This is a genomic window from Stenotrophomonas sp. YJH_SMC_110, assembly GCF_059369255.1.
In genome coordinates this window covers 519,422-541,218 of the sequence record NZ_JCAFSM010000001.1, presented here as the reverse complement: position 1 = coordinate 541,218, position 21,797 = coordinate 519,422, and the positions used below count along the sequence as shown (strand labels likewise).

Annotated in this window: 19 protein-coding genes; 12 read left to right on the top strand and 7 right to left on the bottom strand. The window is 67.8% G+C overall.

The window, feature by feature from the left end:
• Window positions 1–7 precede the first annotated feature (7 nt).
• Window positions 8–313: a KGG domain-containing protein gene (locus AC5P6H_RS02335; RefSeq protein ID WP_046432675.1), complete on the bottom strand. Its 306-nt coding sequence runs from the start codon at window positions 311–313 to the stop codon at window positions 8–10.
• Between the two features lie 194 nt (window positions 314–507).
• Here AC5P6H_RS02335 and AC5P6H_RS02330 point away from each other — a divergent pair, with 194 nt between their 5' ends.
• A complete protein-coding gene (locus AC5P6H_RS02330) occupies window positions 508–1,992 on the top strand; it encodes a DUF4434 domain-containing protein (protein WP_134809330.1) in 1,485 nt (494 codons plus the stop codon).
• A 4-nt stretch (window positions 1,993–1,996) separates the two neighbouring features.
• On the opposite strand, the gene AC5P6H_RS02325 is transcribed toward AC5P6H_RS02330, so the two are convergent.
• Window positions 1,997–2,461 carry a MarR family winged helix-turn-helix transcriptional regulator gene (locus tag AC5P6H_RS02325; RefSeq protein WP_014648520.1) on the bottom strand — a complete coding sequence of 155 codons (465 nt, stop codon included), beginning with the start codon at window positions 2,459–2,461 and terminating at the stop codon, window positions 1,997–1,999.
• 49 nt (window positions 2,462–2,510) lie between these two features.
• Between AC5P6H_RS02325 and AC5P6H_RS02320 the strand changes: the two genes are divergently transcribed.
• From AC5P6H_RS02320 to AC5P6H_RS02310, 3 genes are all read left to right on the top strand, one after another.
• The gene (locus tag AC5P6H_RS02320; protein WP_495202350.1) at window positions 2,511–3,422 is read left to right on the top strand and encodes a S41 family peptidase; all 912 of its coding nucleotides are present in this window, start codon (window positions 2,511–2,513) and stop codon (window positions 3,420–3,422) included.
• Between the two features lie 98 nt (window positions 3,423–3,520).
• The gene (locus AC5P6H_RS02315; protein ID WP_014648518.1) at window positions 3,521–4,414 is read left to right on the top strand and encodes an NAD-dependent epimerase/dehydratase family protein; all 894 of its coding nucleotides are present in this window, start codon (window positions 3,521–3,523) and stop codon (window positions 4,412–4,414) included.
• A gap of 211 nt (window positions 4,415–4,625) precedes the next feature.
• On the top strand, window positions 4,626–7,157 hold the full coding sequence (locus AC5P6H_RS02310; protein WP_495202282.1) for a methyl-accepting chemotaxis protein: 2,532 nt from the start codon (window positions 4,626–4,628) through the stop codon (window positions 7,155–7,157).
• A gap of 78 nt (window positions 7,158–7,235) precedes the next feature.
• Here the strand turns inward: AC5P6H_RS02310 and AC5P6H_RS02305 are convergent, their stop codons facing one another.
• Window positions 7,236–7,622 (bottom strand): DUF2628 domain-containing protein, encoded by a 387-nt coding sequence (locus tag AC5P6H_RS02305; RefSeq protein WP_495202281.1) that lies wholly within the window; start codon window positions 7,620–7,622, stop codon window positions 7,236–7,238.
• Window positions 7,623–7,839: 217 nt separating this feature from the next.
• On the opposite strand from AC5P6H_RS02305, the gene AC5P6H_RS02300 reads away from it, so the two are divergent.
• Window positions 7,840–8,010 carry a hypothetical protein gene (locus tag AC5P6H_RS02300; protein WP_005419553.1) on the top strand — a complete coding sequence of 57 codons (171 nt, stop codon included), beginning with the start codon at window positions 7,840–7,842 and terminating at the stop codon, window positions 8,008–8,010.
• A 60-nt stretch (window positions 8,011–8,070) separates the two neighbouring features.
• Here the strand turns inward: AC5P6H_RS02300 and AC5P6H_RS02295 are convergent, their stop codons facing one another.
• The gene (locus tag AC5P6H_RS02295) at window positions 8,071–10,116 is read right to left on the bottom strand and encodes a TonB-dependent receptor domain-containing protein (RefSeq protein ID WP_495202280.1); all 2,046 of its coding nucleotides are present in this window, start codon (window positions 10,114–10,116) and stop codon (window positions 8,071–8,073) included.
• A gap of 497 nt (window positions 10,117–10,613) precedes the next feature.
• On the opposite strand from AC5P6H_RS02295, the gene mdoH reads away from it, so the two are divergent.
• The 5 genes from mdoH (at window position 10,614) to hemC (ending at window position 16,601) form a co-directional block, all read left to right on the top strand.
• Window positions 10,614–12,539 (top strand): glucans biosynthesis glucosyltransferase MdoH, encoded by a 1,926-nt coding sequence (mdoH, locus tag AC5P6H_RS02290; RefSeq protein ID WP_041863849.1) that lies wholly within the window; start codon window positions 10,614–10,616, stop codon window positions 12,537–12,539.
• A gap of 50 nt (window positions 12,540–12,589) precedes the next feature.
• Window positions 12,590–13,249: an alpha/beta hydrolase gene (locus AC5P6H_RS02285; RefSeq protein ID WP_227864671.1), complete on the top strand. Its 660-nt coding sequence runs from the start codon at window positions 12,590–12,592 to the stop codon at window positions 13,247–13,249.
• Between the two features lie 3 nt (window positions 13,250–13,252).
• Entirely contained in the window at window positions 13,253–14,296 is a 1,044-nt protein-coding gene (locus AC5P6H_RS02280) for a sensor histidine kinase (RefSeq protein WP_414615637.1), read from the top strand.
• A 10-nt stretch (window positions 14,297–14,306) separates the two neighbouring features.
• Window positions 14,307–15,038 carry a LytR/AlgR family response regulator transcription factor gene (locus AC5P6H_RS02275; RefSeq protein WP_014648511.1) on the top strand — a complete coding sequence of 244 codons (732 nt, stop codon included), beginning with the start codon at window positions 14,307–14,309 and terminating at the stop codon, window positions 15,036–15,038.
• A 651-nt stretch (window positions 15,039–15,689) separates the two neighbouring features.
• Window positions 15,690–16,601, top strand: coding sequence for a hydroxymethylbilane synthase (gene hemC / locus AC5P6H_RS02270; RefSeq protein ID WP_014648510.1), 912 nt, complete (start codon window positions 15,690–15,692; stop codon window positions 16,599–16,601).
• A 117-nt stretch (window positions 16,602–16,718) separates the two neighbouring features.
• Here hemC and AC5P6H_RS02265 read toward each other — a convergent pair whose 3' ends face one another.
• The gene (locus AC5P6H_RS02265) at window positions 16,719–17,495 is read right to left on the bottom strand and encodes a DUF481 domain-containing protein (protein WP_032961276.1); all 777 of its coding nucleotides are present in this window, start codon (window positions 17,493–17,495) and stop codon (window positions 16,719–16,721) included.
• Window positions 17,496–17,601: 106 nt separating this feature from the next.
• Complete coding sequence (locus tag AC5P6H_RS02260; protein ID WP_111206398.1) at window positions 17,602–18,204, bottom strand: LolA-like protein; 603 nt, start codon at window positions 18,202–18,204, stop codon at window positions 17,602–17,604.
• Window positions 18,205–18,285: 81 nt separating this feature from the next.
• Here AC5P6H_RS02260 and AC5P6H_RS02255 point away from each other — a divergent pair, with 81 nt between their 5' ends.
• Complete coding sequence (locus tag AC5P6H_RS02255) at window positions 18,286–19,257, top strand: helix-turn-helix transcriptional regulator (RefSeq protein ID WP_014648507.1); 972 nt, start codon at window positions 18,286–18,288, stop codon at window positions 19,255–19,257.
• Between the two features lie 25 nt (window positions 19,258–19,282).
• Complete coding sequence (locus AC5P6H_RS02250) at window positions 19,283–20,077, top strand: MetQ/NlpA family ABC transporter substrate-binding protein (protein WP_014648506.1); 795 nt, start codon at window positions 19,283–19,285, stop codon at window positions 20,075–20,077.
• A gap of 136 nt (window positions 20,078–20,213) precedes the next feature.
• Here the strand turns inward: AC5P6H_RS02250 and glpK are convergent, their stop codons facing one another.
• Complete coding sequence (gene glpK, locus AC5P6H_RS02245) at window positions 20,214–21,713, bottom strand: glycerol kinase GlpK (RefSeq protein WP_046432650.1); 1,500 nt, start codon at window positions 21,711–21,713, stop codon at window positions 20,214–20,216.
• Window positions 21,714–21,797 lie beyond the last annotated feature (84 nt).

Sequence of the window (21,797 nt, the reverse complement as noted above, 5' to 3'; positions counted from 1 at the left end):
GCTGCGGTCAGCCTTGCTGGCGTTGCGGCCCTTCCTTCGTCGGCGCGGGTTCGGCCGCGTGCTGCCGCTGTTGCCGTGCATTGGCGTGGCGCGCGTGCCCGCCTTCGCGGCCGATCGCTGCCATGTGCTGGCGATTGCGGCTGATCGCCTCGCCGCCCTTGCGGCCTGCCACGCGTGCCTCGGCCGGGCTGAACTCATGTGCATTGCCGGACGCATGCGCGGCGCGTCCACCCTTTGCGGCGATCGCGCGCTGCTTGTCCCGGTCCATCGAAGCGAAGCCACGATGGGAGGTGCCGTGATGCTGGTCAGCCATGTGAAGGCTCCCGGTGCATGGAAGGGGAGCTCATCCTTGCGTGTGCCCGGCTAAGGCAGTGTCCGCACCGGCGGTGCTGCCCTCACGCCACGCCGCACTGGCTTTCACGGCGCAACTACGCCGCTGCGCGATGAGCGCCGCTTGGCTAGGATGGACCGGCATGGCGGATGACCGCCCAGACAGGAAAGGACGCCGTGAACAGATTCGGATGGCTTGTACTGCTGGCCTGCGCTGCACCGGCCCATGCGGACACTGCGCTGCTGAGCGGCAGTTTCGTTCACTTCGGTTACTCGTCCACCGATGAGCAGCTGCCAGCGGCGCAGCTGCCGCTGTTCCTCGACGAACTGCGGGACCTGGGCAACGACACGCTCATCATCGGCCAGACCCGCGCCACCCGTGCCGGCGTGGGCTGCGCCAGCAGCGCGCAGGATTTCGAATGGATCGCCGGCTTCCCGGCCAAGCTGGGCACGGTGCTGGACGCGGCCGCAGCGCGTGGGATGAAGGTCGTGGTCGGCACCACCTACAGTTCGGGCCAGTGTGCGGCGTTCTGGCAGGGCTCGAACGCTGCAGCGGTGGCGCAGGACGCAGCGCAGTCGATGGCGCAGCTGGCCCAGCAGTACGCGATGCATCCGGCATTCGCCGGCTGGTACATCACCGATGAGCCCGCGCAGGTACCGGCCGAGCGTGCGTCGTTCTATCGTTCAATCGTTTCCACACTGAAAGCGGCGACGCCATCCAGGCCGGTGATGGTGGCGCCCTATCTGGCATCCTCCAGCGTCGACCCGGCCAGCGTGGCCAGTGCTGCGCTACGGTTTCGCTCTGCCACGGGGGTCGACGTGCAGATCTGGCAGGACGGCATCGGCGCGGCGTCGCACGCGAAACTGTTCCAGTGGGATCGACCGGGCTATTCCACCGAGCAGTACTACCAGGCGTTGTCGGCGCAGCTGGGCGCCAGCGCTGTGTGGGCCGATATCGAGCTGTTCAACCATGGCAGCCCGCTGTTCCTTGATGCCGGTAACGGCCTGTCCGGTGCATACCGGTCGGCGTCGGTGCAGCGCATCAACCAGCAATTGTGGAGCGCCCGTTCGGCTGGCAAGCGCGTTGCCTGGCTCAACCAGTACCACATGTCCGAAGTGGTCGGCCCCGGCCAGGGCTACGGCGAGGCGCCGCGGATGATGAACACCTATCGCGGGTTGTACGGGTTGGGTGCCTCGTACCTCGTCGATCCGGTGCAGACCACCTATCACTACAGCGTGGCGCCGGCGACCAGCTATCCCGACGGCAGCGGCCATGAGCTGTTCGACCGCCGTGTAGGCGACCCGCGCAATCCGATGGACGCGGGCTGGGTAGGCGTGCACGGCAACGTCAGCATCACCATCGACCTGGGCCAGCGCCGACGGGTGGACTGGATCGGCCTGCATACGATGACCCGCCCGGCCTGGGGCATCGTCACGCCGACGTCGGTGGAGGTGATGTGCGCCGAGCCCGGAACTGCCGCCGTAACGATCGGCACGCTGTCGGCACCCTTCACCCAGTCCGGCGTGATGGGCTCGACCGAAGAGGAGTACGTGCTCGGCAATGCAGCCCCCCTGGCTGCGCAATGCCGCACGCTGGAGCTGCGCGTGGCCAACGGCAGCTGGACCTTCCTCAGCGAGATCGAGATGGCTGCAGAGCAGTAGCGCCTCAGCGCCGGCGGGCGTCCTGCAGGCGCTGTGCGAAGGGCCGTTGTTCGAGCGCCACCAGTGCTTTGCGCAGCACCTGCTCCAGCGACTGCCCCAGATCGGCATCGAGGCTGCGTGCCGCCACTGCGGTGGCCTGCCATTGCGCCTGCAGCACGGGCATCGCGCGCTGCGCGCGCGGGCTCAACTGCAGGATGCGTTCGCGCCCGTCGTCACCATTGGCAGTGTGCAGCCAACCATCGCGCACCATCGCCGCCACGGTCTGGCTGAGCGCCGAATGGCTGAGCCCGCAGGCCAGCGCGAGGTCCTTGATCCGGCAGGGGCCCTGCGCCATCAGCGTGCGCAGCACCGGCGTGTAGCGCGGCCGGTAGTCCAGTTGCAGGTGCCGGTAGGCCTGCTCGACGGCCGGGTCCAGCTGGTCCAGCAGTGCGCGCAGCAGGGTACCCAGCGTGGCGTGTTGGAGATCCATGAGTGGGATGATATATAAGCGCTTATATATCCTCAATGCGGGGTGGATGATGGCGGTCTCCTGGATGCTCGGCGCGCTGCTGGCGACGGCCTGCCCGGCGCAGGATGCGGTGCTGCAGGCGGCCGCCAGCGCCGTGCAGGCGCAGTACCTGGACGAGGCGGAGGCCGCCCGCATCGCCGATGCCCTGCGCAGCTGGTCGGCGCAGCAGCGGTATGCGGGCAGCTGTTCGGATCCTGCTGCGTTCAGTGCACGCCTGAACCAGGACCTGGACATGTTCGATGGCCACTTCCACGTTGAGCGCGTGGACGCAGCTGCCGGCCAGGACGACTGGTTGATGGCCTGGCGTGCCGATGCCCGCAGCAATGGTGCCGGTGTGCGCGAGGTGCTGGTGCTGGAAGGCAACATTGGCTACCTGCGGTTGAGTACTTTTTACCCGCTGGATCTGGCGCGGCCGAAGTTCGCTGCGGCCTTCACGCTGCTGGCCGACACCGATGGCCTGGTGCTGGATCTGCGCCAGAACGGGGGAGGCGACGATGCAAGTGCCGACCTGCTGGTGCGCACGCTGCTGGACGCGAAGATCGGCGCGGTGCAGCAGCTGGACCAGCGTGGCCGGCGCACGCCGGTACCGCTGCCGCCTGCCAGCCTGCCTGTGTACCTGAAGCCGCTGGTGGTGCTGATCGACCGGCGTACCGGTTCGGCGGCCGAGTTCGTCGCCTATTCGCTGCAGGCCCTGGGCCGCGCGCGCATTGTCGGCACGCGCAGTGGCGGTGCCGCGCATATGTTTGGTGATCCTGTGTTGCTGCCCGATGGCTATCAGATCAGCATTCCCGACCGGCAACCGATCAATCTGCGCACCGGCGGCAAATGGGAAGGCACCGGCGTGAGGCCTGATGTGGCCGGCGGCGACGATCCGCTGTTCATCGCGCGGCAACTGCTGGCGCCTGCGAGGTCGTCAAGATGAACGCACGATTGCATGGCTGTCCTATCGCAGATGCGCGAATGCATGCCTAGAATCGAAGCATCCCGGTAGTTCCCGGGCGCTTCGAGTGAATGGACTCAATGAAGATTCTGTTGACCGGCAGTTCCGGGCGCATCGGGCGCGCGATCTTCGGTGCGTTGGCGGCCGCCCACGAAGTGGTGGGGCTGGACCGCAGCCCGTTCGCCACCACGCGCATCATTGCCGATGTCACCGATCGCCAGGCGGTCACGCGTGCGGTGCAGGGCGTGGACGCGGTCATCCATACCGCGGCCCTGCATGCTCCGCATGTCGGCCTGGTGCCGGACGCGGTATTCCAGCAGATCAACGTGGAGGCAACCGCGCACCTGCTGCAGGCCGCACGCGAAGCCGGCGCACGGCGTTTCGTGCTGACCAGCACCACCGCGCTGTACGGCCATGCCGTGGTAGCCGGTGGCTGCCGTTGGATCGATGAAGACACCGAGCCGCTGCCGCGCACGATCTACCACCGCACCAAGCTGCAGGCCGAGACCCTGGCTGAAGCTGCCGCCACGCCGGGCTTCAGCGTTCGCGTGCTGCGCATGGGCCGGTGCTTCCCGGAACCGCCCGAGCGCATGGCGATGTTCCGCCTGCATCGCGGCATCGACGCCCGCGATGTGGCCAGCGCACACGCTGCACTGCTGCTCGACGAAGGCGCCCGATTCGCCCGCTATCTCGCCTGCGCACCGACGCCGTTCCGGCGCGAGGACTGCCTGGAACTGGCCACCCACCCGCGCAGCGTGCTGGCCCGTCGCGCGCCGCAGCTGCTGGCCGAGTTCGAACGCCGTGGCTGGCCGCTGCCATTGAGCATCGACCGTGTCTACGACAGTGCCCGCCTGCGCAGTGAGCTGGGCTGGCAACCGTGCTTCGGGCCGGACGACGTGCTGCAGCAGTATGCCGTCGGCAGCATCGAGGTACTGCCGCGCGCGCAGTGGATCAAGGACCGCGTGGCCGAGTGAGGCCATCGCGACGGACGGGTGGCTGACCCGACCCTGAGCAGATTCAGGAATGTGCAGGCCGGTCGCCTCAACCTCGTTGGCGGGCGGCCGCTAACCCGGTGCGCTTCCAGCGCCGGGCCCGCCCGGCGGCCGGTGGCCTGCGCGACGGATCGCGCGCCTGCGCGGTGCCTTCGTGGTGCCGGTCGTCCTGAACTGCCTTGCGGACCCTCCCATGCCTTCTTCCCGTTCCGCCGCTGCCCGCCGCCCGGGCAGCATCGCCCACAAGCTGATGCTGGGCACCGCTGCGATCGCGCTGCTGTGCTTCGGCCTGACCGCGTTCCTGATCTACCGACAGGCCAGCGCCAGCCTGATCAGCGCCTCGCGCCAGACCATGACCAGCGAGGCGACCGCTGAGGCGCGCCAGGTGGCGGCCGATCTGGGCACCGCCTTTGCCAGCAACGATGCCATGGTTGAAGGCGTGCTGGCCCAGCGCGCCCGTGGTGACGTGCCCGACCGCGCCAGCCTGGCGGCGGTGCTGGGCGAGCAGCTGCGCGCCCATCCCGAATGGCTGGGCAAGAGCACCATGTGGGAGCCCGATGCCTTCGACGGCAAGGATGCCGAGTTCGTCAACACCGAGGCGCACGATGCCACCGGCCGCTACATGAGCTACTGGGCCTGGCAGGAGGGCAAGCCGCAGCAGTCGGTGATGACCGATTACACCGAGACCGCCAGCGGTTCCGGTGACTGGTACATGGTGCCCAGCCGCGACAAGCTGCCGAAAGTGAGCGAACCGTATGCCTATGACATCGCCGGGCAGCAGGTGCTGATGAGTACGCTGAGCACGCCGATCATCGAGAACGACAGGTTCCTCGGTGTCTTCACCGTCGACTTCTCGCTGGCAGCGTTGCAGAAGCACCTGGCCACGCTGAAGCCGATGGGGGCCGGCCGCGTCGAACTGCTGTCGCCGAAGGGCGTGGTGCTGGCCTCGGCCAATGCCGCCGAAATCGGCAAGCCTCGCAACGACGCACTGACCCGCAGCATGCTGGCCGAGATCGCCGCCGACCGTCCCTTCGAGGCCTTCAGCCCCGATGCGGCCGGCAACGTGCGCGTGTATGTGCCGCTGCGCGTGGGCGATGCCCCGCAGCGCTTCGCGCTGGGCGTGGTGATGCCGCATGCGGTGATCGTGGCCGAAGCGCGCCAGCTGCTGTGGCTGACCCTGCTGGTCGGCGTGATCGCCGCGCTGACCCTCAGCGCCGGTGTCTACATACTGCTGCGCCGCCTGGCGATCCGCCCGCTGGCCGAAGCGGTGCGCGTGGCCGGTGACGTCGCCGCCGGCAAGCTGGACAGCACCCTGCCAGCGCGCAGCAACGACGAAGTGGGGCGCCTGCTGGACGCGATGCAGGGCATGCGCGGCCAGCTGCAGGCGGTGATGGCTGCGCAGGCCGAAATGGCGCGCCGCCACGATACCGGTGAACTCAGCTACCGCATGGATGCCGCGGCGTTCCCGGGCGAGTACGGCCGCATGGTGGCCGACAGCAACCAGCTGGTGGCCTCCAGCAACGCGGTCACCCAGCGCCTGGTTGAAGTGATGCAGCGCTATGCCGTCGGCGACCTCAGCGTGGACATGGAAGCACTGCCGGGCGAGAAGGCGGTGTTCACCGCTGCGATGGCGACCACCAAGCGCAACCTGGCCGCGATCAACGAGCAGATCCAGCAGCTTGCCGCTGCGGCCGCCGCCGGTGACTTCGCCGTGCGCGGTGATGCACTGCGCTTCGACCACGATTTCCGCCGCATGGTGGAGACCCTCAACACCATGATGGAAGTCAGCGACCACAACCTGGCCGCACTGTCGACGCTGCTGCGCGCGATCGCCGGCGGTGACCTCAGTACCCGCATGCAGGGTGACTTCCATGGGGTGTTTGCGGTGATGCGCGACGATGCCAACAGCACCGTGCAGCACCTGACCCAGATCGTCGGCCAGATCCAGCAGTCGGCAGCCAGCATCCGCCTGGCCGCCGGTGAGATCGCTGCCGGCAACAGCGACCTGTCGCGCCGTACCGAACAGCAGGCTGCCAACCTGGAAGAAACCGCCGCGTCGATGGAAGAACTGACCTCCACCGTGCGCCAGAACGCCGACCACGCGCTGCAGGCCAACGCGCTGGCCGGTTCCGCGGCGGGCGTGGCCAGCGAAGGCGGCCAGGTGGTCAGCCAGGTGGTGCACACCATGGAGCAGATCGAGGCGTCTTCGCAGCGCATCGCCGAGATCATCTCGGTGATTGATGGGATTGCGTTCCAGACCAACATCCTGGCGTTGAACGCAGCAGTGGAAGCGGCGCGCGCCGGTGAGCAGGGCCGTGGCTTCGCCGTGGTTGCCAGTGAAGTGCGCGCGTTGGCGCAGCGTTCGGCGGGTGCTGCGAAGGAGATCAAGGAGCTGATCGACGCCTCGGTGGCCCAGGTCGGTGCCGGTGCGCAGCTGGTGCACGGCGCGGGGCGCACCATGCAGGACATCGTCGGTCAGGTCGGTCGGGTCAACGAGATCATGGCCGAGATCTCGGCCGCGTCGCGCGAACAATCGGCCGGCATCGAGCAGGTCAACCAGACTGTGGTGCAGATGGACGAAACCACCCAGCAGAACGCCGCGCTGGTGGAGGAAGCCAGTGCCGCCGCGCGCGCGATGGAGGAGCAGGCCGAGCAGCTGGCGGTGGCGGTGTCGCGCTTCCGCCTGCAGGCCGAGCCGGCGGCCGTGGCACGCCGCGCGGCCTGATCGCGCAAATGAAGACGCCCGGCGGGGGCCGGGCGTCGGTTGCGTCCTTGCCGCGCATCCCTGCGCCGGTCTGATGGCTTAGAACATTCCTTCAAACGGGTTCCAGCTGGCGCGACCTTCCACCTTCTCCAGGTAGTAGCTGTAGTTGGTGCTGGAGGCGACCAGCAGATTCATCGCGATGAACAGCATGCGCCCGACGACGTCGGGAAGGAACATGCTGACGATGGCCAGCGCGATGTTGATGCCGATGACCACCAGCGCCTTGCGCCACATGCCCAGGATCAACAGGTAGATCGCACCGAAGAACAACGCGAAGAAGTTCAGGTTGATCTTCAGGCGGTCACCGAACGACAGCGCCTTCCAGGCCTGCTTGAAACCGGGATTCTTGGGCGCGGCATGCTGGCGGAAGAAGTTGAAGCGGAACTGCCACTTCGGGCTGAACTGGGACAGGTCAGTGGTATTCATTTGGGGGAAACATCCCTGTGAGAAAACGTTTTCATGATAAGGCAAGTCCTATTCAGGATCCAAGGGCTGCCGTCAAAAATGTGACGCGTGCCGTGTTCCACGTGCTGCGGCCGGGTGCCGCACCGTCACCCGCCCGCCTTGTTTTTAGGATAGGGTGCGCAGTTCCGCTGCCGCCCCGGTTGGACCCGTGCGGCGGCGGGATGTCCATGGAGGTTGCATGACCACACCTGCTACACCGGAAAACGCACCGGGACCGGTGCTCCTGCCGACACCTGAAGTGGTGCAGGCACAACAACTGCTCGCACGCCAGCAACTGGCGGTGGCGATGGACCGTGCGCGCACGGCCGCCACGCGGGACGCGGCACCGGCCGCGCTGGAAAGCGAGTAACCCGCAATACCGTCGATCGCGCTGGCATGTCGCCAGCGCGATCACGGCGCGTGCCGCCGGTCAGAAGCGCGCGGTCATGCTGAGGAAGTAGCTGCGCCCGGCGACGAAGTAGTCGGTGGAGCCTTCCGCATACAGCTTCTTGTCGGCCAGGTTGCTGACGCCACCGCGCAGGGTCAGCACCTCGTTGACGTTCCATGCCACGGTCAGGTCATACAGGGTGTAGGCCTTGAGGAAGGTTGTGGCGGTGCCGGTCTGCCTGCCGGTGTACTGCGCCGACAGGCTGCCGGAGAACACCGTATTCGGCGTCCAGTCCAGCGACGAGTAGCCGGAGAATTCCGGCGTATCGATCAGGTTGCGGCCGGTGGTCAGGTTCCTGGCTTCCTTCATCCAGGTCGCCGAGGTGCGCCAGCGCCACTGCTCGCCGAAGCGGACGTTGAAGTTGCCTTCCATGCCGCTGGTGCGCGCGCGCTGCACGTTGCTCATGCGCGTCCACCAGATGCCGTTGAAGCGGCCCAGCGGTGCGTATTCGATCTTGTTCCGGAAGTCGGTGTGGAAGTAGGTCACGCCAACATCGATCAGGTCATTGTCGAAGCTGATGCCGATCTCGCGGTTGGTGCTGGTTTCCGGATCCAGGTCCGGGTTGCCGGCCATGTAGCACCCGCCGCGGGTATACCCCAGCGGGATCAGCGAGGTGCAGCCACGGCCGCCGGACTGGGTGGCAGCGGTGGCCGAATTCTCGGTCAGGCTGGGCGCACGGAACCCCTTGGAGACGCCACCGCGGATGGTCCACTGTTCGGCCGGATGCCAGACCAGGTACGCACGCGGGCTGACGTGGCCGCCGAACTTCTCATGGTGGTCCAGGCGCGCGCCCACGGTCAGGGCCAGGGTGCGGTGCAGCTTCAGTTCGTCTTCGACAAACAGCGCCCAGGTATCCACTTCCAGGCTGGAGCCGCTGACGGCGTTGCCGGCGTAGTCGATCGGCGCGCGGCCGATGGTATCGGTGTTGGTCAGTTCCTGGCGCTTCCACTGCCCACCCACGGCAAACTGGTGTTCAACGCCCAGAGTGAACGGCGTGGTCAGGCTGCCTTCGATGATCGTGTCGGTGGCCTCTGAGCGGCCGGTGGCGCCGATGTCGTTCTTGTATTCGGTCCAGTACGCGCTGAGCCTGGAGGTGCCGAAGCTCCACGTGCCATCGTGGTTGAGCGCCAGCGAGCTGCGCTTGAGCTCACTGGCTCCCCAGGCGCCTTCGTCCTGCTTTTCCAGCGACGCATCGATGAAGGCCTGCTGCACGCCATGGCCGGCTTCCAGCGACAGTTCCTGTGCGTCGCTCAGCTTCCACTGCAGCAGCGCATCGACAGTGCGGTCCTTCTCGCCGGCGTAGGCATTGCCGTAGACACCGTGGTTGGACTGGTCCGAATCACGGCGCATGCTGTTGGCACCGATGCGCAGGCCGAAGCGTTCGCCCAGCGGGCCGGAGAAGGTCGCGCCGATCTGCTGGGTATCGCCGCGCTTGCCATCACCGGGACGGGTGTAGCTGTGGGTGGCGCTGCCGTTCCATTCGTCGCCGATGCGCCGGGTGATGATGTTGATCACCCCGCCCATGGCGTCGGAGCCGTACAGCGAGGACATCGGCCCACGCACCACTTCGATGCGTTCGATCTGGTCGGGCGAGATCCAGTTCAGGTCCTGGCGGCCGAGGTCGGGGCGGTAGTTGGTCGCGGCCGAGCTGCCCATGCGCTTGCCGTCCACCAGCACCAGCGTGTAGTTGGACGGCATGCCGCGCAGCTTGATCTTGGACTGTTCGCCGACGGCGCTGAGGCCGCCGGTCACGCCCGGCACGCGGCTGAGCAGGGTGGCCAGGTCGGGAACCGGCTGGCGCTCGATGTCCTCACGGCTGATCACGCTGATGCTGGCCGGGGCATCCTTGATCCATTGCTGGCTGCCCGAGGCGGTGACCACCACGGTATCCAGATCCTTGGTGGAGGCATCGGCGCCGGCCTCTGCAGCGGCCAGGCCTGGCAGGGCCAGCAGGCAGGCGGAGGCCAGGGCAGGGGCCAGGCGGGTGCGCGGCAGGCGCGCGGAACGGGAACGGGACGATGGGGACATGGCGGCTTCCATGGGAGGTGGGGTGACCCGGTGGAAGCAGCAGGCGCAGGCAGACAGCAGGCAGCCACCCTTCCGTGGGTCGTCGGTGCGCGCGGTGTGGACCGGCGCAGCTGGGTGGGTCGCGGCCGTGCGGGAAGACGGTGACCTGCCTGGTTAATGAAATGATAACCGTTCGCGTTTGATACGATCCAGTACCCGGGGCGATGCAATGACATCTGGCCATCCCCCGACGTGATCGCCTGCTATTTGCTGAATGGGGATAAATCCCGGCGTAGGCCTTCGCACCCGGCTTACATTCAGCGCCCTAGACTGAGCCGCATTTTCGATTCCGCCCCGTTGGAGATCGTGTGGGTTCCGGTAGTGACAGACATCGACTGTGCGGCCTGAAGCCGACACAGTCTGGACAAGTGCGGGCGCCGGGAAAGCGCGCCGGGAACCTTGGTGCATGCAGCCCGGCCGGGATGGCCGGCCGTGCCGACGGCGCGGAGTAGGCGGCGATGGGGGTGCAGACCATCCATGCGGAAGCAGAAACGCCCCGGCTCGACGCCGGCTGGGCGCTGCTGCCCGCTGAATCGCCGTTGCAGATGCCCGAACAGACCCTGCGCGAAGGTGCACTGAAGGTCCGGCGGCATCGCACGTCGCCGCGCCTGATCGGCCTGCGCCGGCTGTACATCTTCGGTGGCACGCTCGGCATGACCGCCGTGGCCACGCGGATGATGTGGCGGGTGCTGTCGGCCAATGGCATCAGCGTGCTCGAAGCCTGCCTGCTGGTGCTGTTCGTTGGCCTGTTTGCCTGGATCGCGCTGTCTTTCGCCAGCGCCCTGGCCGGCTTCCTGACCGCCGTGTTCGACCGTGGCTATCGCCTTGGCATCGACCCGGACAAGCCGCTGCCGACCGTGCACAGCCGCACCGCGCTGCTGATGCCGACCTACAACGAAGACCCGCGCCGCCTGCTGGCGGGCCTGCAGGCGATCTACGAGTCGGTGGCGGCCACCGGCCAGCTCGGCCGATTCGATTTCTTCGTGCTCAGCGATACCCGTCGCGAGGACATCGCCGCTGCCGAGGAGCGGGTGTTCGGCGAGCTGCGCGAGCGGGTGCCGGACGGGCAGATCCGCCTGTTCTACCGCCGCCGTGGTGACAACAGCGGGCGCAAGGCCGGCAACATCGCCGACTGGGTCCGTCGCTTCGGCGGTGCCTACCCGCAGATGCTGATCCTCGACGCCGACAGCCTGATGACCGGCGACAGCATCGTGCGCCTGGTGGCCGGCATGGAGCACAACGCCGACGTCGGCCTGATCCAGACCCTGCCGTCGGTGATCGGCGGCCGCACCCTGTTCGCACGCATGCAGCAGTTCGGTGGCCGCGTGTACGGGCCGGTGATCGCCCGTGGCGTGGCCTGGTGGCATGGCGCCGAGAGCAACTACTGGGGCCACAACGCCATCATCCGTACCCGCGCCTTCGCCGACCACGCCGGCCTGCCGGCGCTGCCGGGGCGCAAGCCGTTCGGCGGCCACGTGCTCAGCCATGACTTCGTCGAAGCAGCGTTGATGCGTCGTGGCGGCTGGGCCGCGCACATGGTGCCCTACCTCGGTGGCAGCTATGAAGAGGGCCCGCCGACGCTGACCGATCTGCTGGTTCGCGACCGCCGCTGGTGCCAGGGCAACCTGCAGCACGGCAAGGTCGTGGGCAGCCGCGGCCTGCACTGGATCAGCCGCACGCACATGCTGATCGGCATCGGCCACTATTTCACCGCACCGATGTGGGCAATGCTGATGCTGATCGGCATCGCCATCCCGCTGTTCCAGGAGGGCATCGACTTCAATGCCCTGCTGCACCTGTCGCCCAGCGTGTACTGGCGCGCACAGGACGAAGAGCAGGTGGTGCGCCTGTTCGCCGCCACCATGGCGGTACTGCTGCTGCCCAAGGTGCTCGGTTACCTGGCGATGCTGCTGGACCCGGTCGACCGCCGCGGCTGCGGCGGTGCGATCCGTGCCTTCGTGTCGATGCTGGTGGAAACCGTGCTGGCCGCGCTGATGGCGCCGGTGGTGATGTACGTGCAGTCGCGGGGCGTGGCCGAAGTGTTGTCCGGCCGCGATTCCGGCTGGGATGCGCAGCAGCGTGACGACGGCGGCATCTCGTGGCTGGCACTGATCCGCGGCTACGGTGGCCTGGGTGTGTTCGGCGCCTTCATGGGCGTGCTGGCCTGGGCCGTGTCGCCGTCGCTGGCGGCGTGGATGGCGCCGGTGGTGATCGGCATGGTGTTGGCCATTCCGGTGGTGGCGCTGACCTCCTCGCGTGGTCCGGGCGCCTTCCTGCATCGCCTGGGCCTGCTGGACATTCCCGAAGAGAACATCCCGCCACCGGTACTGGTCCGCGCCGCGCAGCTGCGGCGCGAAGCGGCCGAGCAACCGCCGCTGTACTGATTGCCCCACGCCAGCGGCATAATGCGGCTCGAACTTGAAGGAGCCGCATCATGCTGCAAACGGTGGAACAGGAAACCGGCGCCTCGCCGCGGTGGTCGGTGATCTGGCTGCACGGCCTCGGCGCCGATGGCCATGATTTCGCGCCGATCGTGCCGGAGCTGGTGCGGCCGCACTGGCCGGCGCTGCGCTTCGTGTTCCCGCACGCACCGGTGCGGCCGATCACGATCAACAACGGCGTGCCCATGCGCGGCTGGTACGACATCGTCGGCATGGACTTCCGGTCGCGTGCCGACATGGCCGGCGTGCAGGAATCGGTGGTGCAGCTGGACGCGCTGATCGCGCGCGAGATCGAGCGTGGCGTCGCGGCGGAGAAGATCTTCCTGGCCGGCTTCTCGCAGGGCGGGGCGATCATCCTGACCGCCGCGCTGGCGCGCACCGCGCCACTGGCCGGCCTGATCGCCCTGTCCACCTATCTGCCCGAGGCCGACAGTGCCCGTCGTGCTGAAGGTGCCGTGCAGGTGCCGGTGTTCATGGCCCATGGCAGTGGCGACCCGGTGATCCCGCAGGCCGTCGCCGCCCACAGCGCACAGGCGCTGCGTACGCTGGGCCTGGACGTGGCGTGGCACAGCTACCCGATGGCCCACCAGGTCTGTGCCGAGGAAATCCAGGCACTGGGTGACTGGCTGCAGGAACGGCTGGGCGCGGCCTGAGCCATGCCCCTGGCCAGCCCATCGCCGTGGATGCCGGAACTGTGCCGCCTGCCGCGGCTGGCGGCGATGCTGGGCCTGGCCGAGCTGGTGGTGGTGGTGCTGGCCCTGGCCCCGGATGGCAGCCGCCACTGGACCGTTGGCGAGCTGCTGTCGGCCAGCGGCTTCGCGCTGTGGCTGGCGCTGGCCGTGACCGCCAGCCTGTGCCTGCTGCGGCAGGCGCTGTCCAGGCTGCCGCAGGTGATGGGGGCGGTCGCTGCCATCGCACTGGCGGCCCTGATCGCGGTGGTCTGCGCCGGCATCGTGCACGCGCTGTACGCGGTGCTGGGTGACAGCTTCGCCAACGGCATCAGCTTCTGGCGCTTCACCCTCGGCAGCGCCGCCACCACCGCGCTGATCACCGCGCTGGCGCTGCGCTACTTCTATGTCAGCGACCGCTGGGCCGCGCAGGTGCAGGCCAATGCACGCGCCCAGGCCGATGCGCTGCAGGCGCGCATCCGCCCGCATTTCCTGTTCAACAGCATGAACCTCATCGCCAGCCTGCTGCATCGGGACCCGGCGGTGGCCGAGCGTGCCGTGCTCGACCTGTCCGATCTGTTCCGTGCTGCGCTCGGTGCAGGCGAGGGCGATTCCACCCTGCGCGACGAATGCGAACTGGCCGAGCGCTACCTGTCGATCGAATCGCTGCGCCTGGGCGAACGCCTGCAGGTGCGCTGGCAACGTGACGAGCCGCTGCCGTGGGACCTGCCATTGCCAAGGCTGGTACTGCAGCCGCTGGTGGAAAACGCCGTGCTGCATGGCATTTCGCGCCTGCCCGAGGGCGGCACCATCGAGCTGCAGCTGCTGCGCGAGGGCAACGATCTGCAGATCCGCGTGCGCAATCCCGCGCCTGATCCGCAGGCGCCCGGGCTGGCCCTGGCGCGGGGGGCCGGCCATGCCCAGCACAGCATCGGCCATCGGCTGGCCTGGCGCTTTGGCAGTGCCGCGCGGATGACGGCTGGCTGGAGCGAGGGCTACTATGCCTGCCAGGTGACAGTGCCGATCCAGTGAGGGGACGATCGTGAGGGTAGTCATCGCCGATGACGAACCACTGGCGCGTGAGCGCCTGCGCAGCCTGTTGGCCGCACAGGACGGCGTGGACGTGGTGGCCGAGGCCGGCAACGGCGAGCAGGCCCTGCACGCGTGCGCGGAGCTGCAGCCGGACCTGGTCCTGCTGGACATCGCAATGCCTGGGCTGGACGGCCTGGAAGCAGCCCGCCACCTGGCCAGCTTCGAACCGCGGCCGGCGGTGGTGTTCTGCACTGCCTACGATGCGCATGCGCTGTCGGCCTTCGAAGCGGCAGCCATCGATTACCTGATGAAGCCGGTGCGCGCCGAACGCCTGGCAGCGGCGATTGCACGGGCACGCACGTTCCTGGCCGGTCGCGATGGCCAGCCGCAGGCGCACAGCGGGCAGCAGGCACGCAGCGTACTGTGCGCACGCCTGCGCGGCAGCCTGCGGCTGATTCCGCTGGACGACATCCACTACCTGCAGGCCGAAGAGAAGTACGTGGTGGTGCACCACGCGCGCGGCGAGGACCTGATCGAGGAATCGCTGAAGTCGCTGGAGGAAGAGTTCGCCAGCCGCTTCATCCGCATCCATCGCAACTGCCTGGTGGCGCGGCACGAGCTGGTGGAGCTGCGCCGCGGCTCCGGCGGGCAGGTGCAGGCGGTGCTGCGGCATGGCAGGCAGCCGCTGGAAGTCAGCCGCCGCTGTGTGGCGACGCTGAAGCAGGAACTGCGGCATCTGTGAGTGGTCCCGCGCGGCCTGCGGCCGCGACTGCTTACAGATCAACATCAACATCAAGATCAACAGCAGGTTGGCCGGCTCGTTGTTCTTACGTGCTGGGTCGGGCCGGGGTGGGGTGGCGGGACACGCCGTAGACCCATCCCTGGGGGCTCGATGGCGCCATCCATGGCGCCAACGGTCCCGCCACCCCACCCCGGCTCAACCCTCTCGTTTTTCCCGCGTCGGACGGCAAAGGCATTGTTGTTATCGGGTGGGGGAAGAGGGGTCAGATCCCTTTTCCTGCGGAAAAGGGATCTGACCCCGGAAGCCTTCGGCAGTTGCTTTTGCTTCTGCTCTTTTTTCTTTTCTTTTGATCTTCCGTGGCTGACGCACACGGAAACTGTCAGAGGCCGGGCGGGGTGGGTTCGCGGGGGTGTCCGCGGCATGGGCCCGAGGCATGCCTCGGGCGGGTTGGGCAGGACGCCCAACCCCGGTCTTGCCGTGTGCGCAGGACAGCGCACACGAGCAAGCCGCGGCCAAGCCCCCAGGGATGGGTTCACGGCGTCCCCGCATGACCCCACCGCCCCGGCCAAGCACGGCTTCTGCTTTGATAGCACCAGCCACGAGGGGCTCCGCCGTTGGCCGTATCCGCGCCGAAGGCGCGATAATGACCGGATGGAAACCGTCCGCATCGCCACCCGCAAGAGCCCGCTCGCCCTCTGGCAAAGCGAACACGTCGCCAACCGCCTGCGCCAGGCCCATCCCGGGCTGCATGTGGAACTGGTGCCGATGAGCACCCGCGGTGACGAGGTGCTCGACCGCTCGCTGGCCGCCATCGGTGGCAAGGGCCTGTTCCTGAAGGAGCTGGAGCTGGCCATGCTGCGCGGTGAGGCCGACTGCGCCGTGCACTCGCTGAAGGATGTGCCGATGGAACTGGACGAACCCTTCGCGCTGCCGGCGATGCTGACCCGCCACGATCCAGCCGATGGTTTCGTCTCCAACCTGTACGCCTCGCTGGACGCGCTGCCGATCGGTGCGCGGGTCGGCACCTCATCGCTGCGCCGCCAGGCCCAGCTGCGCGCGCTGCGCCCGGATCTGGAATTGCTGGACCTGCGCGGCAACGTCAACACCCGCCTGGCCAAGCTCGACAATGGTGGCTACGACGCCATCGTGCTGGCCGTGGCCGGCCTGGAGCGCCTGGGCCTGGGCGGGCGCATCGTCGCGCGCCTGCAGCCGCCGCAGTGGCTGCCGGCACCGGCGCAGGGCGCGGTGGCGGTGGAGTGCGACGGTGGCAATACGCGCCTGATGGCGTTGTTCGCCACGCTTGATGACGCCGCTACGCGCGCCTGCGTGGAAGCCGAGCGGGCGATGAACCGCGCGTTGCATGGCAGCTGCCACGTGCCGGTGGCGGCCATCGCGCAGTGGCAGGGCGACGACCTGCACCTGCAGGGCCTGGTCGGCAGTGCCAGCGATGGTCGTGCGGTGCGCGCCGAGGCGGTGGGCCCGGCCCGGGATCCGGAGGCGCTGGGCCAGCGCGTGGCGAAGATGCTGCTGGAAGCCGGTGCCGGCGAACTGCTGAACGTCTGAGCTACCGCCGGTAGTGCCGGCCGCTGGCCGGCAACCGCGTGCCACCACTTGAACGCAGTTGCCGGCCAGCGGCCGGCACTACCGGAAGAAGAACGGGCGCCCTGGCACCCGTTCTGCTTACTTGAACTTGTAGACCACGTTCATCGTGGTCAGCGTATCGGTCTTGCGCTTGTCCTCGGCCACGTCACTGTTGTAGCGCGCCTGCCAGCCGGCCTTCAGTGCCAGGTGCTCGTTCATGCTCACCGAGACACCGAAGTCGTTCTGGCCGAAGGTGTTGTACGAACCGGATTCGACCAGCAGCGTGTTGACCAGGTCGGTGTTGTCAGTCAGCGAATACTTCATGTCGAACAGGCCACGGCCGATCAGGCCGGTGCGGGTGCGGTCGTCCTCGGTGCTGTGGGTGCGGCGCACACCGGGGCCGATCTGCGCGTCGAACGAGAAGCGCTCGGTGTTCCACAGGCGGGTGCCGTAACCCAGACCGAACGAGCTCTGGCGGTCGTAGGTGGCGAAGTCGTCGCGTTCCGTACGCACCGTCGCGGTCAGCTGGCGGTGTTCGCCCAGCTGCAGCGCGCTGCCGGCACTGCCGGTGTAGCGGTTGGCGGTGGTGTTGTTGCGGCGGGTGGTGGTGCCGTCGTCGTTGGTTTCGGTCACCTTGGAGCTGGAGCGCAGGCCGAACAGGTCCATGCTGTGCACCCAGTCACCGTCGGTGTAGCGCAGGCGCAGACGGCCGTTGAAGCTCTCGGTGCTGCTGTTGCCGCGTGCCGAGGCAAAGCCGAGCTCGCCGCCGCTGCCGCTCCACGGCGAGGACATCGCCGCCAGCTCGGAGGCATCCTGCGCGTATGCGAGTGGCGCACACAGCAGCAGGGGGATCAGCAGGGACACGCGCAGGGACATCGAGGCTTCTCCGGAACGGTTGACAGCCGGTGATGATACTGGAAGCGTGATGGCGGTCCGAATCGATCCAATGCGCGCTTCAGCGAACGTTGGCGCGGTCGCCTATTCAGGGCAGATCGACGCGCACCTCAGGGTCGTTGAAGCGCGAATAGCGCAGGCGCAGCTGGAAGCTGCGGCCATTGCTGCTGCCGCTGCGTACGATCTGGCGTGGCAGGCCCTGGGCATCCACCCAGTACTCCAGGCGTTCCCCGGGCTGGGTGCCGCGCAGCCGGTAGTGCCGGGTCTGCACCCCGTCCAGCGACTGGCTGCCGAGATCTTCGGCCTTCAGATCGGCGGGCAGGGCATCGGCGGGCAGCGGGTTGCGCCACTGCTCGAGCAGGCCGGGCGGGGTCGGCACCTGGCGGATCGCGCCGTCGGCCTGCAGGAACATGGTGTCGCCGATGATGGTCTGCGGCCCCGCCGGCGTCTCCACCCGGAAACGATCGGGCGCGACGAAGTCCATGCCGCTGCGTACCGGCTGCGGCGCGCCCAGCACCTCCAGTTCGGCGTGGAAGCTGCGCAGGGCCGCGAAACGCTGGCTGGCGCCCAGCACCGCCTGCGTCGGATCGGCGACGGGTACCGGGGGCTCGGCGCCGGCCGGCGCCGGCGCGCGATCACAGGCGGCCAGCAGCAGGCAGGCCAGCAGGGACAGGGCAGGCAACCGGCGCATCGGGCATTCCATGGGGGTGGGGCCGACCACGATAGCCCAAACGTCCCACACAAGACCCGCGACTCGGACATAATCGGGGGTATGGACCGATACGAACGCATCACCGCCCTGCATCGTCTGCTCAAGTCCGCGCGCTATCCGGTGACGGTGGCGACCCTGCAGGACAAGCTCGGTTGTTCCCGCGCCACCGTCTACCGCGACCTGGCCTTCCTGCGCGATGCGCTGATGGCACCGATCGAGGGCGACGGCGAGGCGGGCTTCCGCTACCAGGCTGACGAGAGCGACCGTTTCGAGCTGCCCGGCCTGTGGCTCAGCTCGGAGGAGCTGCATGCCCTGCTGGCCTCGCAGCACCTGCTGGCGCGGACCGGCGGTGGTGTGCTGTCGTCGGTGCTGGCACCGCTGCAGCAGCGCATCGAGAGCCTGCTGGCGGCCCAGGCCGGCGTGTCCAGCTGGCCGGTCGACCGCGTGCGGGTGATTCCGCACCGTGGCCGCAAGTTTGACGAAGGCAGCTTCCGCAGCGTCGCATCGGCCGTGCTGGAGCGCCGCCAGCTGGCGTTCGAGTACCGTGCCCGTTCCACCGACGAGCCGACCAAGCGCACCGTCTCGCCGCAGCGCCTGACCCACTATCGCGACAACTGGTACCTGGATGCCTGGGACCATGACCGCGACGCCCTGCGCAGTTTCGCGGTCGACCGCATCCACAAGGCGCGGGTGGTCGACAGCACCGCGCGCGACGTCGCCGACAGCGAGCTGGACGAGCAGCTCGGCGCCAGCTACGGCATCTTCTCTGGCGCGCCGAAGGGCTGGGCGACCATCCTGTTCAGCGCCAAGGCCGCGCGCTGGGTGGCCGACGAGCACTGGCATTCCAAGCAGCAGGGCCGCTTCCTGGCCGACGGCCGCTATGAGCTGAAGGTGCCGTACAGCGTCTCGCGCGAGCTGCTGATGGATGTGCTGCATTACGGCTCGGATGCCGAGATCGTCGAGCCCATGATGCTGCGCGAGCAGGCCAAGGCGTTGCTTGAGCTGGCCCTGAGCAACTACGAAAACTCCTGACACTCCCCCGAGAATTCAATCCCCCATGAAAAAGACCCTGTTGCTGCCCCTGCTCGCCGCTGCGCTGGCCCTGACCGCCTGCGGCAAGTCCGGCGAGCCCTCGCAGAAGCTGGTGGTGGCCGCCACGGCCGTGCCGCATGCCGAGATCCTCGAGGTGGTCAAGCCGATCCTCAAGCAGGAAGGCGTGGACCTGGACGTGCGGGTGTTCAATGACTACGTGCAGCCCAACGACCAGCTGGTGCAGAAGCAGGTGGATGCGAACTACTTCCAGACCGAGCCCTACCTGGATGCCTACAACCGCGACCGCAAGACCGACCTGGTGAAGGTGATCGGCGTGCACATCGAGCCGTTCGGTGCGTACTCGCGCAAGGTCAAGTCGCTGGCCGAGCTGCGCGAAGGCGCCGACGTGGTGATCCCGAACGATCCGAGCAACAACAGCCGCGCGCTGATCCTGCTGCACAAGGCCGGCGTGATCGAGCTGAAGGACCCGACCAACGCACTGGCGACCCAGCGCGACATCATCGCCAATCCGAAGAACCTGAAGTTCCGCGAGCTCGACTCGGCGATGCTGCCGCGCGTGCTGGACCAGGTCGACCTGGCCCTGATCAATACCAACTACGCGCTGGACGCAGGCCTCAACCCGACCCAGGATGCGCTGGCGATCGAGAGCAAGGACTCGCCGTACGTGAATTTCCTGGTCGCGCGCCCGGACAACAAGGACGACGCCCGCGTGCAGAAGCTGGCCAAGGCCCTGACCAGCCCGCAGGTGAAGGCGTTCATCGAGACCAAGTACAAGGGCGCGGTGCTGCCGGCGTTCTGACGCCAGCGCCCATTCGCCTGTAGAGCCGAGCCTATGCTCGGCTCTGCTTTTTGCGGTATCCCGCCAGCAGCAGCCGAGCATGGCTCGGCTCTACAGTGTCACTCCACGTGCCGCAGCAGGGCAGGGCATTGCCGTTTCAATCGACGTGGAAGGCGAGGGTCGCGGCCACCGCCTGCTGCCATCCCGCATACAGTTTCTCGCGCCGGGCCACCTCCATCCGTGGCTCGAAGCGCCGGTCCAGGCCCCATTGCGCGGCGATCTGTTCGCGGCTGTTCCAGAACCCCACTGCCAGGCCGGCCAGATAGGCCGCACCCAGCGCGGTGGTCTCGGTCAGTCGCGGCCGCAGCAGCGGCACACCGAGAATGTCGGCCTGGAAACCGGCCAGGAAGTCGTTGCCGATCGCACCGCCATCAGCGCGCAGCTCGGTCAGCGCGATACCCGCATCGGACTGCATCGCATCGAGTACATCGCGGGTCTGGTAGGCCATCGCTTCCAGCGCGGCGCGCACGAAGTGCGCCTTGCGGGTGCCACGGGTCAGGCCGAACATCGCACCGCGCACATCACTGCGCCAATAGGGCGCGCCGAGGCCGACGAACGCCGGCACCAGGTAGGCGCCGCCACTGTCGGGCACCTGCGCAGCCAGCGCCTGGCTGTCGCTGGCGCGTTCGATCATGCGTAGTCCATCGCGCAGCCACTGCACCACCGAGCCGGCGATGAAGATCGAACCCTCCAGCGCGTACTCCACGCGCCCGTCCAGGCCCCAGGCAATGGTGGTCAGCAGGCCGTTGCGCGACCGCACCGCCTGCGCGCCGGTGTGCATCAACATGAAGCAACCGGTGCCATAGGTGTTCTTGACCATGCCCGGCTGGAAACAAGCCTGGCCGAACAGCGCCGCCTGCTGGTCACCGGCGATGCCGGCGATGGGGATCGGGTGGTCGAAGAAGAACTGCGGCCGGGTGTGTGCGTACACCGCGCTGGAGTCGCGCACCTGCGGCAGCATCGCGCGCGGAATGTCGAGCAGGGCCAGCAGGTCGTCATCCCAGTCCAGCGTGTGGATGTTGAACAGCAGCGTGCGTGCCGCATTGCTGTAGTCAGTCACATGTGCCTGGCCACCGCTGAGGTTCCACACCAGCCAGCTGTCGATGGTGCCGAACAGCAGCTCACCACGTTCGGCGCGCTGCTGCGCACCATCCACGTGGTCGAGGATCCAGCGCACCTTGGTCGCGGAGAAATAGGCGTCGATCAGCAGCCCGGTCCGCTCGCGGATCAGTGCTTCATGCCCGTCGGACTTCAGCCGCTCGCAGATGGCGTGGCTCTGCCGCGATTGCCAGACGATGGCGTTGTGGATCGGCTGGCCGGTGGCACGGTCCCAGACCACGGTGGTTTCGCGCTGGTTGGTGATGCCCAGCGCGGCGATATGGCGTGGGTCGATCTGCCCGCGGCTGAGCAGTTCGGTCAATGTGGCATAGACGCTGGTAAGGATCTCGCGCGGGTCATGCTCGACCCAGCCGGGCTGCGGGAAGATCTGCGCGAACTCGCGCTGCGCGCTGCCGACGATGTCGCCGGCGCGGTCGAACAGGATCGCGCGCGAGCTGGTGGTGCCCTGGTCGATGGCCAGCACGTAGCGGGGCGTCATGCAGCGTCTCCAATGGCGATGGGGAAATCCTAATGCATCGATCGCGTCGCGCGCGGCTGCCCTGGTAGCTGCCAACCTGGGTTG

Coding starts and splice junctions, on each gene's coding strand:
- AC5P6H_RS02250 (WP_014648506.1), top strand. CDS start 19,283: ATGAAAAAGACCCTGTTGCTGCCCCTGCTCGCCGCTGCGCTGGCCCTG.
- AC5P6H_RS02295 (WP_495202280.1), bottom strand. CDS start 10,116: ATGTCCCCATCGTCCCGTTCCCGTTCCGCGCGCCTGCCGCGCACCCGC.
- AC5P6H_RS02320 (WP_495202350.1), top strand. CDS start 2,511: ATGGCGGTCTCCTGGATGCTCGGCGCGCTGCTGGCGACGGCCTGCCCG.
- AC5P6H_RS02315 (WP_014648518.1), top strand. CDS start 3,521: ATGAAGATTCTGTTGACCGGCAGTTCCGGGCGCATCGGGCGCGCGATC.
- AC5P6H_RS02285 (WP_227864671.1), top strand. CDS start 12,590: ATGCTGCAAACGGTGGAACAGGAAACCGGCGCCTCGCCGCGGTGGTCG.
- mdoH (WP_041863849.1), top strand. CDS start 10,614: ATGGGGGTGCAGACCATCCATGCGGAAGCAGAAACGCCCCGGCTCGAC.
- hemC (WP_014648510.1), top strand. CDS start 15,690: ATGGAAACCGTCCGCATCGCCACCCGCAAGAGCCCGCTCGCCCTCTGG.
- glpK (WP_046432650.1), bottom strand. CDS start 21,713: ATGACGCCCCGCTACGTGCTGGCCATCGACCAGGGCACCACCAGCTCG.
- AC5P6H_RS02265 (WP_032961276.1), bottom strand. CDS start 17,495: ATGTCCCTGCGCGTGTCCCTGCTGATCCCCCTGCTGCTGTGTGCGCCA.
- AC5P6H_RS02255 (WP_014648507.1), top strand. CDS start 18,286: ATGGACCGATACGAACGCATCACCGCCCTGCATCGTCTGCTCAAGTCC.
- AC5P6H_RS02305 (WP_495202281.1), bottom strand. CDS start 7,622: ATGAATACCACTGACCTGTCCCAGTTCAGCCCGAAGTGGCAGTTCCGC.
- AC5P6H_RS02325 (WP_014648520.1), bottom strand. CDS start 2,461: ATGGATCTCCAACACGCCACGCTGGGTACCCTGCTGCGCGCACTGCTG.
- AC5P6H_RS02310 (WP_495202282.1), top strand. CDS start 4,626: ATGCCTTCTTCCCGTTCCGCCGCTGCCCGCCGCCCGGGCAGCATCGCC.
- AC5P6H_RS02280 (WP_414615637.1), top strand. CDS start 13,253: ATGCCCCTGGCCAGCCCATCGCCGTGGATGCCGGAACTGTGCCGCCTG.
- AC5P6H_RS02335 (WP_046432675.1), bottom strand. CDS start 313: ATGGCTGACCAGCATCACGGCACCTCCCATCGTGGCTTCGCTTCGATG.
- AC5P6H_RS02300 (WP_005419553.1), top strand. CDS start 7,840: ATGACCACACCTGCTACACCGGAAAACGCACCGGGACCGGTGCTCCTG.
- AC5P6H_RS02260 (WP_111206398.1), bottom strand. CDS start 18,204: ATGCGCCGGTTGCCTGCCCTGTCCCTGCTGGCCTGCCTGCTGCTGGCC.